The sequence below is a fragment of the Neptuniibacter sp. SY11_33 genome (genome assembly GCF_047778025.1).
GTDB lineage: Bacteria > Pseudomonadota > Gammaproteobacteria > Pseudomonadales > Balneatricaceae > Neptuniibacter.
Window position 1 is genome coordinate 2,016,419 of sequence record NZ_CP180543.1, and the last position, 14,977, is coordinate 2,031,395.

Annotated in this window: 14 protein-coding genes; 1 reads left to right on the plus strand and 13 read right to left on the minus strand. The window is 43.6% G+C overall.

The annotated features are described in order from the left end of the window. Nucleotides 1-391: 391 nt before the first annotated feature. The 7 genes from ACMXYV_RS09595 to pqqA form a co-directional block, all read right to left on the minus strand. Nucleotides 392-2,773, minus strand: coding sequence for a TonB-dependent receptor (locus ACMXYV_RS09595; protein WP_415888281.1), 2,382 nt, complete (start codon nt 2,771-2,773; stop codon nt 392-394). 173 nt (nt 2,774-2,946) lie between these two features. Continuing rightward, a complete protein-coding gene (locus ACMXYV_RS09600) occupies nt 2,947-4,806 on the minus strand; it encodes a S9 family peptidase (RefSeq protein WP_415888282.1) in 1,860 nt (619 codons plus the stop codon). Nucleotides 4,807-4,817: 11 nt separating this feature from the next. Next, nucleotides 4,818-5,996 (minus strand): pyrroloquinoline quinone biosynthesis protein PqqE, encoded by a 1,179-nt coding sequence (gene pqqE, locus ACMXYV_RS09605; protein ID WP_415888283.1) that lies wholly within the window; start codon nt 5,994-5,996, stop codon nt 4,818-4,820. Between the two features lie 206 nt (nt 5,997-6,202). After that, on the minus strand, nt 6,203-6,484 hold the full coding sequence (gene pqqD / locus ACMXYV_RS09610) for a pyrroloquinoline quinone biosynthesis peptide chaperone PqqD (RefSeq protein ID WP_415888284.1): 282 nt from the start codon (nt 6,482-6,484) through the stop codon (nt 6,203-6,205). Next, entirely contained in the window at nt 6,477-7,244 is a 768-nt protein-coding gene (gene pqqC, locus ACMXYV_RS09615) for a pyrroloquinoline-quinone synthase PqqC (RefSeq protein WP_415888285.1), read from the minus strand. Before pqqC ends, pqqD begins: the two co-directional genes overlap by 8 nt. Before the next feature lie 32 nt (nt 7,245-7,276). Continuing rightward, nucleotides 7,277-8,197 carry a pyrroloquinoline quinone biosynthesis protein PqqB gene (gene pqqB / locus ACMXYV_RS09620; protein WP_415888286.1) on the minus strand — a complete coding sequence of 307 codons (921 nt, stop codon included), beginning with the start codon at nt 8,195-8,197 and terminating at the stop codon, nt 7,277-7,279. Nucleotides 8,198-8,371: 174 nt separating this feature from the next. Then, entirely contained in the window at nt 8,372-8,443 is a 72-nt protein-coding gene (pqqA, locus tag ACMXYV_RS09625; RefSeq protein WP_003243383.1) for a pyrroloquinoline quinone precursor peptide PqqA, read from the minus strand. A 238-nt stretch (nt 8,444-8,681) separates the two neighbouring features. Here pqqA and ACMXYV_RS09630 point away from each other — a divergent pair, with 238 nt between their 5' ends. Beyond that, nucleotides 8,682-9,533 (plus strand): SDR family oxidoreductase, encoded by an 852-nt coding sequence (locus ACMXYV_RS09630; protein ID WP_415888287.1) that lies wholly within the window; start codon nt 8,682-8,684, stop codon nt 9,531-9,533. Between the two features lie 82 nt (nt 9,534-9,615). Here ACMXYV_RS09630 and ACMXYV_RS09635 read toward each other — a convergent pair whose 3' ends face one another. From ACMXYV_RS09635 to ACMXYV_RS09660, 6 genes are all read right to left on the minus strand, one after another. After that, a complete protein-coding gene (locus ACMXYV_RS09635; protein ID WP_415888288.1) occupies nt 9,616-11,508 on the minus strand; it encodes a propionyl-CoA synthetase in 1,893 nt (630 codons plus the stop codon). A 398-nt stretch (nt 11,509-11,906) separates the two neighbouring features. Next, nucleotides 11,907-12,929, minus strand: coding sequence for a UDP-N-acetylmuramate dehydrogenase (murB, locus tag ACMXYV_RS09640; RefSeq protein ID WP_415888289.1), 1,023 nt, complete (start codon nt 12,927-12,929; stop codon nt 11,907-11,909). Next, nucleotides 12,929-13,408: a low molecular weight protein-tyrosine-phosphatase gene (locus tag ACMXYV_RS09645; RefSeq protein ID WP_415888290.1), complete on the minus strand. Its 480-nt coding sequence runs from the start codon at nt 13,406-13,408 to the stop codon at nt 12,929-12,931. The genes murB and ACMXYV_RS09645 overlap by 1 nt, the downstream gene beginning before the upstream one ends. Nucleotides 13,409-13,626: 218 nt before the next feature. Further along, complete coding sequence (locus ACMXYV_RS09650) at nt 13,627-13,926, minus strand: alpha/beta fold hydrolase (protein ID WP_415888291.1); 300 nt, start codon at nt 13,924-13,926, stop codon at nt 13,627-13,629. A gap of 95 nt (nt 13,927-14,021) precedes the next feature. After that, nucleotides 14,022-14,780 (minus strand): 3-deoxy-manno-octulosonate cytidylyltransferase, encoded by a 759-nt coding sequence (gene kdsB, locus ACMXYV_RS09655; protein ID WP_415888292.1) that lies wholly within the window; start codon nt 14,778-14,780, stop codon nt 14,022-14,024. Between the two features lie 3 nt (nt 14,781-14,783). Continuing rightward, nucleotides 14,784-14,969, minus strand: a complete 186-nt coding sequence (locus ACMXYV_RS09660; RefSeq protein WP_415888293.1) for a Trm112 family protein — start codon at nt 14,967-14,969, stop codon at nt 14,784-14,786. Between the last annotated feature and the right edge of the window lie 8 nt (nt 14,970-14,977).

Here is a 14,977-nt window from a genome sequence, read left to right on the forward strand (position 1 = left end):
ACAGGCTAGAGGCTAGAGGCTAGAGGCTAGAGGCTAGAGGCTAGAGGCTAGAGGCTAGAGGCTAGAGGCTAGAGGCTAGAGGCTAGAGGCTAGAGGCTAGAGGCTAGAGGCTAGAGGCTAGAGGCTAGAGGCTAGAGGCTAGAGGCTAGAGGCTAGAGGCTAGAGGCTAGAGGCTAGAGGCTAGAGGCTAGAGGCTAGACAAGTTTGTGTTATATCCAGCAGATAAACACAACAGAATTTTGTTATTTCTCCTATTTATTTTAGGCACCAATACAAACAGTGCCTCACGCACACTTAATTTCCACATAAAAAAGCGCCGGCAAATCTGCCAGCGCTTAAGCCATATAAGTCTGTGGATTAGATACGCATTAAGCACATCTAAGCAAAACTATTAGAATCGTGCACGAATACCAACCACACCTGAACGAGGCTTACCTGGACCTACGAAGCGATGATCATCAATACCTTGGTCTTCAAGGACTTCATCAGATTCACCATATACACCGAACGTTTCATAATCTTTATCGAACACATTATCGATGCGACCAAACAACTCGACGTTATTGGTTAGCTTATATTGACCTCGCAGATTAACGACTGCAAATGAATCTACTTTTTCATTTTCATTCGCTTCGTCACCGCGGTAGAACTGACTACTCTGATAATTAACTTCAGCACCCAAATCAAATTTTGGAGTTACCGACCAATCAGCGACAATTTTGATATTGTGCTCTGGCAGACCTGGAATTGCATCACCCTTCTCTACTGGACGAGTATCACCTTGAGGATTGTTTGTACTCACAGAGTTGAACGGCGTCTGGAATGTCGCATCCATCCATGTGTAAGATATACCCACAGCAACATTGTCATACTTTTTATTAGCCGCCAGCTCGACACCCATACGGCGAGTCTTACCAACATTTGCAAAGTAACCCTCGGAAGCTAACGTTCCAGCATTCTGGAAGATAATGTCATCATGGTTCATCGTATGAAACGCACCAGCAGACCAGCCGTAACCAGCACTGTTACCTCGCACACCCAACTCAAAAGACTTAGCTACAACTTGCTCCAGCGGTGGATCTGATACAAAGCCATTTGGAAGCTTACATGGATCATCTGGGTCAGCACAGCTCAACTCAGCCGGAGTCGGCGCACGAGAAGACTCACTATAACTACCGTAATAGCTCATATGATCATTAGCCTGATAAGCCAGACCTATAGCCGGATTCAAGCGCTTGAAGGAGTGATCACCAGTGAGATCCAAGTTCTCTTCACCTATACCAACCATATCTATATTGGTGTAGTTATAACGAGCAGATACGGTTAGATCTAATTTTTCATTCAGAGCCAAAGTATCTGTGACAAATAAGCCAATGTACGTAACATCTGTTTCAAGGCGAACGCTGGACTCATTATCATAAATACCGATACCTGTTACACCACGATCCTCACCCTCTTCGTTACGAAGACGGGCAAACTGTGTATCAGACTGAAAATCAATCTGAGAGTAATCAATACTACCACCAACCGTAAGTTGATTTTCCTTACCCTTGAAATCATCAAGGAAAGTTACCTGAGTACCCAGACCAAAGCTTTCCATCTTAGTTTCAGAAGTATTCAGCGTGCCATCAAAGACTTCATCGTCAGCAACCAATTCTGCCTGAAGCGCCGCATCAACATCACCTAGATGCTCGTCATCATCAAAACCTCTAAACTCAACGGCCTCTAGTGTATCTTCGGCCTCACAAAGCGTGGCATTTACACTACCACCTGCAGGTGCAGCCAATGGATTTTCATTGTTGGCGTCAACGTAACAAAGACCATAGTCACTATCATCACCGTTCAAAGTTTTCACTTTATTCCGACGATAGAAAACATTACCTGCAACCTGAGTAGTATCATCAATCCAGGTATCACCACTTAGGGTAAGTATTGCAAGATTTGTTTCAGTCTGGTCTGGCTGAGTATAAATACTTTCTCGCCCCTCAGCCTCAAGCAAACCGATTGGAGCAGCTCCGTTACCAATCATAACGTTATTATTAGCAGCCGCTGTTAGCTCAACGTTATTACCGTTTTCACCACGCCATGTTAACGTAGCTAAACCTTGCTGAACTTCAGTCGGTGAATGATCACGCCATCCATCTTCTTCGTAATAATTACCAATGACGAAATAACCAAACTCACCGTCATTTCCACCCGATTGAACTTCTACATTCATTCGACCGTCATTACCGATAGAAGCCTCGATCTGATTACCTTCATTATCAAAACCATTTTTAGTTTTGATTGATAACGCACCACCCAATGTATTTTGACCAAACACAGGGTTCGAACCGGCAAACAAAGTGATATTGTCGATTGCGCCTTCAGGCAGAAGATCCCAGTTTACCGTATCCCCAAATGGCTCATTAAAGCGCACGCCATTTACATATACGGATAGCCCCTGAGGAAGACCAAGGAGAGGAGACGCAGTAAAACCGCGATATTGAACATCTGGCTGGAACGGATTATTTACCGCCTCGTTAATTGTCACACTACTGAAGTTGTAACGAAGATGTTCCGCTACGTTAAGAGACTGTGATTTCTCTAAATCATCAGCATTAGCAGATTGGACAGCAGCAGCAATACGGTTTTTTTCGATACCAACACCGTAAATTGGCGTATTACCAATTACCGTAACATCATCTAGCTTTGTAGTTTGCTCTGCATGCGACCCCATACTGCACGCAGCGGTTGCCAATAGCGGTAACCAATATTTTTTTTGCAAGCTCATCATTATGCACTCTAGAAGTATTTTTATATATCTCTGGAATTATCCCATAGATACAATAGGCAGACTTCTATTCAGCAGAGCTTATATATAGTATTTTATAATTAATACGAAAGAACCAACCGAAGCCCAGCCCTATGTGGGACGCCAGATTCGCCCCCAATACACTTGAGTGGTTACAGCACCGCTTGATAGAACGAAAGCTCCCTTTTAAGAACAAACTCGGCCGTTTCTGAGCTACGGAAACCATGAGCCTCATCAGCAAAATAATGAGCCTCAACATCCAGCCCTCTATCCTTCAAGGCCTCTTCCATTACACGAGTCTGCTCTGGTAGCACCACGCGATCCTTCTCTCCTTGAAAGAAAATCACAGGGCAATTAATGCGATGAACATTATTTAAAGGGGCACGATCACGATAAACAGACTCTTCAGTAACAGGATCGCCAATTAGCCACTGAAGATAGTTTGATTCAAATTTATGGGTACAACCATCAAGAACTAGTGGATCCGTGACTCCATATAAACTTGCAGCTGCGGCAAAACAATCAAGCTTATAAACCGCACTCAGCGCTGAAAAACCACCTGAGCTATTACCACGAACAAAAATCGCATCCTTATCTACACGACCCGACCCAACCAGCTCCTTTATTGCTGAATTAATATCTTCTATCTCCACAACACCCCATTGATGCTGAAGGCAATTGCGGTAAGCTCGGCCATAGTTACTACTACCCCGATAATTTAAATCCAATACTGAAAATCCGCGCTGAGTCCAATATTGGATCTTCATATTCAAGACAGGATAAGTTGCAGCCGTCGGCCCACCATGAAGAAACACAACGAGAGGAACTTGAGCACCATCAACTGAATACTGACTATTGGCTGGAGAATAAAAATAGCCATAGCAAGCAGAACCAGCTTTAGCGAAATTCATAGGCTGCGCAAAAGAGCAATCCGCACCTACTAATGGCAAATCCCCGCCCGCAACAACTCTAACTTCAGCAGTTACAGCATTAACCTTAACTACTGAAACAAGTCGATCCTTAGCTGCTGCCACTACACAAACCCAATCACCAGCGGCAACTAATGCTTTAAAGTAGGCGAATTCAGGCGCTAAAGAAACACCATCAAGCATGATCTCAGACCCTTCATGCTTATGATGAATCGAAACAACTTTTGACGAGGTTTCAGCGTAATGCGTTAGGCCCGACTGCCAGGGTGCAGAAATCATATCGCAAGACTCTTTCTCAACAGGCACCAACTCGTGACTATTTAAATCGCTTCTATAGATATTCCACCAACCAGAGCGATCAGTAACGACATACAACTCGCCCTGCGGCGAGAAATATGGTTGAGATAGCGCCTCTTCAGAAATACGACCTGCAATACAGATAGGCCTATCAGACTCTGATTCAGTTAGATCAAGATAAGAAAATTGAGTGGAAGTCCACGGCTGATGAGGATGATTCCAACTAATAAATGCAAGCACTGTACCCTGCGGATTGATCACAGGGTAGCTATAAAAATCAGCACCCTCGACCAAAACTTCTGCAGAACCGTCAGATATACTGATCGCAACGATCCGATTTATAACACCTGCTTCAGTATGAACCTCTTGAATGGCAATCAAGCGATCTCGGGTTTTATCCCATATAGGCTCAATATATCGCTCATTGGTTTTATTAGTTATCTGAACGACACCGCAAGGTCCGGTGAGACTCTGTTTATAAATTTGTTGATCACCAGCATTAACAAAGACCAACGCGTCGTCCAGCAGAGCCCAACCTCGACCACCGTACTCATAAACTTTACTTTGAACACTATACTTTGATGGTGTTAATTCGTGCTGAACACCCGGTTGAGACTCTAATTCAAAACAGATACAGCAACGGCCGCCTTCACTTGGTCGTTGCTCAACCCAATATAGATCACCAGTCTGACCTATTTGCAGCTGACTATAATCAACACCAGCACTAATAGCATCAGCCTCTGATAGGGATGAAGCCCAAAAACCAGGAGGATTTAAATTTGCCATGACAACTAAGGCTAACCTTTTGCAAACACCCGAGAGTTACGATCATTACGATAAACAAAATCATCAGGATTATTCACAACGTTCTCAGCATTTTGCCTAGCCTCAACGATCTTATGATGATGCTCGGACTTCGAACACACAGGATCCGCGTTATGCATATCACCAGTAAGCATATAAGCCTGACAATGACAGCCACCAAAATCTTTATCCTTTTCATCACAGCTACGACACGGCTCTTTCATCCAGTCGTCACCACGGAAATAATTAAAGCCCGGGCTATCATCCCAAATTTGCTGCAGAGTCATCTCTTTAACATTTGGAAAATCTAGTGGCAACATACGCGCACTATGACAAGGCAATGCCTTTCCATCTGGTGTAACCGTTAGGAACACTTGCCCCCAACCATTCATACAACCTTTTGGACGCTCTTCATAATAATCTGGCGTAACAAAAATAAGCTTAATAGGATTACCCTGAGCTGCTAATTTTTCTCGGTACTCATTGGTAATACGCTCAGCGCGCTCTAGCTGCGCCTGCGTTGGCAGCAATTGCTCTACATTCTCAAAAGCCCAACCATAGTACTGGCAGGTTGCAAGCTCAACATAATCAGCTTCCAGCTCTACACATAGCTCAATTATTTTATCGATACGATCAATATTATGACGGTGTGTGACGAAGTTAAGCACCATAGGGTAACCCTGAGCCTTAACTTCTCTAGCCATTTTAAGCTTTTGCTGGAAGGCTTTTTTAGAGCCCGCAACCATGTTATTAACGGATTCGTCACTAGCCTGAAAGCTGACCTGAATATGATCTAAGCCTGCCTTGTGGAATTCAGCCATCTTACGCTCATTAAGGCCAACACCTGATGTAATTAAGTTGGTGTAATAACCCATTTCATGAGCACCACCGATCAGCTCAATAAGATCCTGACGCACGAGAGGCTCACCACCTGAGAAACCAAGCTGAACCGCCCCTAACTCCCTGCCCTGCTGAAATACATCTAACCACTGCTGCGTTGTTAATTCACCGCCAAAATCAGCAAAATCCAGAGGATTAGAACAATACGGGCACTGCAGTGGGCATTTATAAGTTAACTCTGCCAACAACCACAAAGGGCGACCGTGAGTTTTTTCTACAGGATGACCAATATTTGGACGTGAAGGTGAGCCGTTACAAGAGGAAGAAGTCATAAAGTCTTTCACAAATTATTATTATCAACTATAGCTATCATCACTCTCGACAGCCAGTTTGTGCAGACTTAAATGGTAGCAATGAACTACTACCAAAGCACCAAATAAACGCACAAAAAAGATGACCTATAACAGGTAAGTAAAAGATATATAGGAATAAATTTAGAAAGGAACCTGCCCCTTGTACCCAAGGAGCAGGCAGAGATCTAAGCTAACCAGCCTTGCTTTTTAGCCTCAGTCAGAAACTCAAGAACATCAGCAGAAAGATCGCCAGCATCAGAAAACTTAGTCTCCAATTCTGCGATGATCTTCGCAGCGTCACGCTCACCATCAACCAGCGCCATTATTTCGCCTGCAGGCCCATTTAACTGAATCATCCCTTCAGGATAAAGAAGAACATAACAATCCTGAGCCTTCTCCCACTGAAAGCGAAACATATTGTTCAGCACAGGAACATCCGATGACACAAAAGCTACCGAATCAGTCATTAAACAATCCTCGGTGATAAACCTTCTGATCGGTTACTGTGTGATAAGGTGCACGCTCATACTCATACGCCATAGTCATGGCATCCAGCATAGTCCACAGAACATCAAGCTTAAATTGAAGGATCTCAAGCATACGATCTTGCTGCGCGCGCGTTGTATAGTGATCAAGCGTAATCTCAAGACCATGAACTACATCACGACGTGCCTCAGTTAGACGGTTACGGAAATATTGATAACCATCTTCCTTGATCCATGGGTAATGATCAGGCCAGGTATCTAGGCGATTTTGATGAATCGTCGGCGCAAATAGCTCAGTTAAAGAAGAACTCGCAGCTTCTTGCCAAGTTGCACGACGTGCAAAGTTAATATACGCATCTACTGCAAAGCGAACACCCGGTAAAACATGCTCACCAGATAGAATCTCTTCACGGGTCATACCTACAGCTTCACCTAAGCGCAACCAAGCTTCAATACCGCCCTCAGCACCCTCAAAACCATCATGATCAAGCACACGCTGCACCCAGTGACGGCGCACTTCACGATCGGGGCAGTTAGCCATAATCGCAGCATCCTTTACTGGAATACTGATCTGATAGTAAAAACGGTTAGCTACCCAACCACGAATTTGCTCAGGCGTAGACTTACCTTCATACATAGCAATATGGTAAGGGTGCTGCGTATGGTAGAAATCACCTTTAGCTCTTAGAGCCTTTTCAAATTCATCACGCGTTAAAGGCTTCTTATCTTCTGCACTACTCATTTTTTATATTAACCTCTACACACTTCCCGAAATCAAAGCTCTATAGACATTCCGTCATAAGAAATTTCAATATCATGAGATTCAACTTCAGCACGCTCAGGAGAATCTTCATCTAAGATCGGGTTGGTATTATTGATGTGGATGAGAATCTTACGCGGGTTTTCCAACGTATCTAGATACTCAATCATGCCACCCTCACCAGACTGAGGCAGATGACCCATTGCAACACCTAGCTTATCACCAACACCGGTGACGATAAGCTCATCTTCCTGCCAAATAGTACCATCAACCAACAGTACATCTGCAGACTCCATGTAAGCGCGTAAATGAGGCTCGATCTGACCAAGACCAGGCGCATAGAACAGTTTTTTACCCGTACGAGTGTCTTCGATTTGAATTCCGATATTATCACCTGGGTGCGGGTCATCTCTATGAGGAGAATAAGGAGGCGCACTACTTAGTAGCGGCACAGCAGTAAGCTTAAGCTCTGGCACTTGAGGAATAACAAAAGCATTGTCATTCTCACCGATTGGAATACGATTGATATTGTTACCACCATTCCAATGCTTAAGCATATTAAACACAGGAAAACCTGTAGTCAGGTCCTGCTCAACCATCTCCGTACACCAAATATTATGCGGACAACCTTCACGCAGCATTAACAAGCCCGTCGTGTGGTCGATTTGGCTATCCATATATACGATTGCAGCAATACCCGTATCACGAATTGAGCGGTTAGGCTGCATAGGACCAAAATTAGCCAGCTGCTCACGAATATCTGGAGATGTATTAAAAAGAATCCAGTTTTCACCATCCACACTTACAGTAATTGAAGATTGAGTGCGTGGTTTTGCATTAATTGTACCTGCACGAACACCCGTGCAGTTTTTACAGTTACAGTTCCACTGTGGGAAACCGCCACCAGCGGCAGAGCCTAATACTTGTACTTTCATTGTTATTCTTCTACTTAATAACCGTCGACATCCTGCAGTAAAATATCAGGAAAAAGGCAGGGTCGCATGAGAAAAGTTGTTTTGAAAAATCCTCGAACGGGATTTGGGTCCTTCCAAGATAAATTACCCCGACATATAGCCGGGGTAATTTAAAAATACGTAACAGCTTTGCTATTAACGGTTTGCGAAGTACATAGTAACTTCAAAACCGATACGCAAATCAGTGTAAGCAGGCTTAGTCCACATAATGCTTTTCCTCTGTTTTTTGTTATTGAAAGGTATGTACAGTCAGATAATAGGTAGGTCACGCTTTCACATGTATGGTACTTTGGAATTAATTCCACCCTTATTTAGGTTAGCTGATAAAATGTATTTTTCAGGCAAAATTCACCATAATTAAAAAAAATCATTAAAAATCATAAAGCTAAGCTGAAATTCAAGTTAAGATTAAAATCTAACTTCAACTACTTCCTAAGAGTCATCTATGCATTCCATACTCATTACTGGCTGCTCATCTGGTATTGGATACTACTGCGCTAAAGAGCTACACGATGCAGGCTTCAAAGTGTTTGCAACAGTCCGCAAACAAGAAGATGTCGAACGCTTAACCGCAGAGGGACTGAGAAGCATAAAGCTAGACCTAAATGACAGCAATTCGATAGAAGAAGCGCTTGAATGGGTCCTAGGACAAACGGATGGCACACTTGATGCACTTTTTAATAACGGTGCTTATGGCCAGCCTGGTGCAGTTGAGGATCTAAGCAGAGACACTTTACGCGAACAATTCGAGACCAATCTCTTTGGTACGCACGAACTTACCTGTAAAGCGCTCAAAATCATGCGCAAGCAAAACCACGGGCGCATAATTCAAAATAGTTCGGTACTTGGCATCATCACCATGCAATATCGCGGTGCATACAATGCCTCTAAATTTGCATTAGAAGGCTTGACCGACACGCTAAGGCAGGAATTAGATGGTAGCAACATTCATATAAGCTTGATTGAACCTGGCCCAATTGAAAGCCAATTTAGAGCGAATGCATTCGCTGCTTTCAAGAAGAATATCGACAGAGAAAACAGCTTCCATAATGAAACCTATAATGCAGTAGAAGCCCGTCTTGCAAAAGCAAACAACGATTATAGCAAGGACCCTTTCACCTTGGGACCTGAAGCCGTATACAAAGCGCTCTATCACGCATTAACCAGCCTAAAACCACGGCCTCGCTATTATGTAACCACACCTACATGGCTCTTTGGCATTCTTAAGCGCTTGCTACCGACCTGTGCATTAGATTGGATTCTCAACAAAGTATCTGAGTCAGAAACCAAGCAATAACTGCACAAGCTCTAGCCTAACAACAAAAAAGCCGCCTGATTATCAGACGGCTTTTTTAGTTTCTGCTGTTATCTAAATCAACTTAGATACCAACCAAGCCATTTCTTTCCATAACCTCTTCCATGACAGACAAACTTGTCGGATCATCAATAGTCGATGGAACTGCATAGTCTTCACCAGCAGAAATTTGGCGCATCAATTTACGTAAAATTTTACCGGAACGAGTTTTAGGTAAACGATCAACAACTACCGCACGCTTAAAGCAAGCAACTGCGCCGATCTCTTTACGCACGAGCGCAACCAATTCAGCCTCAAGGTCTGCTTCATCAATCTCTACGCCGTTTTTAAGTAATACAAAACCAATTGGCTGCTGACCTTTAAGTGGGTCGTTTACACCGATTACGGCACATTCCGCAACAGCCTGATGACCCGCTACGATCTCTTCCATTTCACCGGTAGAAAGGCGATGACCTGCTACGTTAATTACATCATCTGTACGGCCCATGATAAAGACATAACCATCTTCATCTTTGTAACCGCCATCGCCAGAGCAGTAGTAACCAGGATAGTCAGACAGATAACTTGAACGATAACGCTCAAAGTCACCCCAAACAGTTGGGAAACAGCTTGGTGGCAATGGAAGTTTTACAGCAATAGAGCCCTGCTCACCCGCTGCAAGCTCATTACCTTCAGCATCGAGGATCTGCACATTAAAGCCAGAGATTGGCACAGTTGCTGAGCCCGCTTTTGGCGCCAGTGTTTCAATGCCCGTCATATTGCCACAGATAGCCCAGCCGGTTTCAGTCTGCCACCAATGGTCGATAACGGGCTTACCTGTCGTTTCCATAGTCCAGTGATAAGTCGGCGGATCAAGACGTTCACCCGCCATAAATACTGACTGCAGGTTTGAAAGATCGTAGTTTTTAACCAGCTCACCTTCCGGATCTTCTTTCTTAATCGCTCGGAACGCAGTTGGAGCCGAGAAAAGCACTTTAGCTTTATACTCTTCACAAACTCTCCAAAATGCACCAGCATCCGGCGTGCGTACAGGCTTACCTTCGTAAACAATAGTTGAGCAACCAGCCAATAGAGGACCATAAACAATATAAGAGTGTCCTACTACCCACCCCACATCAGAAGCAGCCCAGAAAACATCTCCAGCCTCTACGTTATAGATGGCCTTCATTGAATACTTCATGGCAACGGCATGACCGCCGTTATCACGAACAACACCTTTAGGCTTACCAGTAGTACCCGAGGTATAAAGGATATAAAGTGGATCAGTACCTTTTACTGGCACGCATTCAGCTGGCTCTGCAGATGCCACCGCTTCATTCCAGTCAAGATCACGACCTTCTACTAAAGAAGCTTCAACTTGCGGACGCTGAAGAATGACACATGCATCAGGCTTGTGAGCAGACTTTTCAATTGCCTGATCAAGCATTGGCTTATATTCGATAACCTTAGCAATCTCGATACCGCAAGATGCAGAAACAATCACTTTAGGCTCAGCATCATCGATACGAACAGCCAGCTCTTGAGGCGCAAAACCACCAAATACAACAGAATGAATTGCACCTAAACGTGCCACAGCAAGCATCGCAACAACCGCTTCAGGGATCATCGGCATATAGATAACTACACGATCACCTTTTTCAACGCCTTGAGATTTAAGCACACCTGCAAATTTAGCTACCTCATCTCTTAGCTCAAGGTAACTAATCTTACGTTTTTGACCTGTAACCGGGGAATCGTAGATGATCGCTGTAGTATCAGCACGACCATTTTCGACATGGTAATCCAATGCAAGATAGGCAGTGTTCATCTCACCATCAGCAAACCAACGATCAATACCGTTCTCATCTTTCGATAGAATCTTTTCAGGTGCTTTAAACCATTTCAGATCTTGCGCCTTTTCTTTCCAAAACTCTTCTGGCGCCTCAATAGACTTAGAATATTCTGCTCTATAAGTCATGCACTCTGGCCTCTTTCCCATAAGTTAACGAATTGTAGACACTGAAAGCGATTTTTATGGTTTCTTGTTATTAGCTTCCTTCTATGAGGAATTATTGTCGAAACACTATTTATTGTAGACACTTTCTTGAATGTGTAGACACACTTTAACTGAGAATATCTCTGTTTAATCTAATACAAAAGGCTGATACGCCTATTTATAAGCACAACACAGATCAACAAAAACTTAAAGAAATCAGCAAATACGCGGCAAACACACAAGATTGTCGACAATCTAGCCTTTAAGCACTAAAACTAAAGAATAATAACCGCATACAAATCTGCAATCCAAACCGAAAGATATACAAATAAAAAGGCGACCCAATGGGTCGCCTTTTTAGACAATAAAGAAACCTCAAACTAACAAGGATATATTCGAGGCTCTATATGCAGATCTATACCATACTGCTGCTTTACTGAAGATTTTATATCTGACGCTAAGCTTAACAAACGATCGGCATCACCCTCACCTAGGTTGACCAACACTAGGGCTTGCTTATCGAATACACCAACACCATCACCTTTGTGCCCCTTCCAGCCTAGCTGATCAATCAGCCAGCCTGCAGCAACTTTGTGATGCTCTTCTCCTTCCGGATACCCAACAATATTTGAGAATTTAGCCTTTAGCGTATCGAATTGCTCATTACTGATCACTGGGTTTTCAAAGAAACTACCGGCATTACCTATCACCGCAGGTACTGGAAGCTTAGAGCTACGAATATCGCACACTGTAGTGTAAACATCTAAGGCTGTTGGCTGATTAATATCCTTGGCATCCAGTACATCAGCTAAGCCACGGTATGCTAATTGTGGAGTGAAAGTACTAGTTAAAGAAAACCTAACACTCCAGATAATATAGCGACCATGTTCTGCAGATTTAAAGATACTATCTCTATATCCAAACTGACATTCTTCACGATTAATCTGAACCAGCTCTTTATTCTTGCGGTCATAAGCCGTCAGACTGTGGAAGCAGTCTTTTAACTCAACCCCGTAAGCGCCAATATTTTGCACAGGTGCCGCACCGACTGAACCTGGTATGAGCGCTAAGTTTTCTAGACCATGCAGTCCCATCTCTAACAGACGACCAATAAAGGCATGCCAGTTTTCACCAGCACCGACTTCGACTATTGCTTGATCTCCATCATCAGCCAGCACCTTCACCCCAGTTATTCCAACAGAGATAACTGCACCAGGAATTCGATCACGTAAAACTAGATTACTGCCACCACCTAAAACCAATAGAGGCCAGTTATTAGCTTCAACATCACCTAACGCAGATTCTAATTCTTCAACGGTTTGAACCTGCGTGTAATGCTCAGCAATGACTTTAAAGCCAAAACTATTATGTGCTGTAAGGTCAGCTTCGTTCTGCCAAGCCATTAACTTAATTCCTTCTTAATGTGCTGTAGTAGACCGTCTGATGCTGACTCCACAAGATCCAGAACATGCTCAAAACCAGCCTCACCATCATAGTAAGGATCTGGAACATCAGCGGAGCTCATGCCTGCATAATCCAAAAACAAGCACAGTTTTCCTTGGTAGTTAGCGGGAGATATAGCTTGGAGATCACGCAAGTTTTGAGTGTCCATAGCAAGAATATAATCAAACTGATCAAAATCAACTGTAACTGCCTGACGAGCTCTTAAAGAGCTCAGATCATAGCCACGTCGCTTAGCAGCTTTCGAAGAGCGAGAATCAGGTGGATTACCCACGTGATAAGCCGCTGTACCAGCCGAATCGATCTGTATATCACCAGCCAAACCTTGCTCTAAAACTTTTGTCTGAAAAACACCATGCGCTGTTGGTGAGCGACAAATATTCCCCAAACACACAAACAAAACGGAGATTTTTTTATCCATCGGCCTAACTAGCTCCCACCAACTCATTATTTAAGGGCTTAATTTTTAGTAATTATCCCATTATTCCAAAATAGTTAAAGCAAAGAAGTTATAGAGAGATCTAGAGAAAGCGGAATTACAACTAGCAAGCAAACTATTGGGCAGGCAGCGTTACAAATCCAACAAATTAAAGCCGCGCAGGCCAGGGAGACCTGCTCGGCAAATGAGGTTAATAAAAACTACCGATGATTTGAAACGAACCCATCTATAATTTTTGCCAAAGCCTCAGGCTTAGTTAGCATAGGCAGATGCCCCGTTTCCATGACCACCTCAACATCAGGCTTAATACTAGCGCCGATTTTTTGCTGAGAAGAAAGAGATATAACTTTGTCATACTCGGTATACACATATAGCTTTTTCAATTTCGAAAAGGCTTCATTAGCATATCCAACTTTACCATCCGCGATAGCTGCAGGTTCGTTAACCGCTAAAGCTAATACCTCTTTCTTAACTGAATCAGAGTTAGAAAACGCAAACATGCTAACAAAAGGCTGTAAAAAAATACACAGAGAAAGAATAGCCAAGCACGAAGATATTCACTCTATACTTGGCTGCAACGTTTAATAAAAAGCATTTAAAACAATCGACGAAGTCGTTCCAGATCTTCTGGTGTATCTACGCCTGCTGGAGGTTGCTCATCGGCTTCCGCCACATGAATTCGAGCGCCATTCCACATCGCACGAAGTTGTTCAAGGCACTCTGTCTCTTCTATCGGCGCTGAGGGCCACTTAACAAAATCGTTAAGCAGTTTCACACGATATGCATAAATCCCAATATGCCGCTGCCATGCAAAACCTTCTGGCATCACATCACGGTTCGCATCTTCCGTAAAGCTATTACGAGGCCATGGAATTGGTGCACGACTAAAATAAAGCGCCATCCCCCGAACATCACTAACCACTTTGACAACATTTGGATTGAGCAAACTTTCAATATCAGTGATTGGCTCACTAAGCGTAGCAATACTTGCTTCAGGTTCAGCACGAAGGTTATGCGCAACTTGATTAATGATTCGAGCAGGCACTAATGGCTCATCACCTTGTACATTTACGACGATATCATCGGCGTAGTAACCTAAGTTGCTAACAACCTGTTGCAAACGATCTGTACCAGAAGCATGATCAGATGAAGTCATACAAACTTCAGCGCCAAATGACTGGGCGACATCAGCGATTCGCTGATCATCTGTAGCAATAAGAACGCGATCCGCTTCACTTTCACACGCGCGCTCATACACGTGCTGCACCATAGGCTTGCCATTGAGGTCAGCTAACGGCTTACCCGGAAAGCGAGTCGAGGCATATCGGGCCGGTATAATGACAGAAAAACCCATAACTTAATCCTGCTCGCGTTCTTCTAAGGTTAGCTCACGCGCTTCAGTTTCTAGTAACACAGGGATATCGTCACGAATTGGATAAGCTAACCCACTCGCTTTAGAGAAAAGCTCATTAGTGCTCTCATTGTATTCCAAAGGTGTTTTGGCAACTGGGCATACCAGAATATCCAACAACTTCTTATCCATTTTGTGTT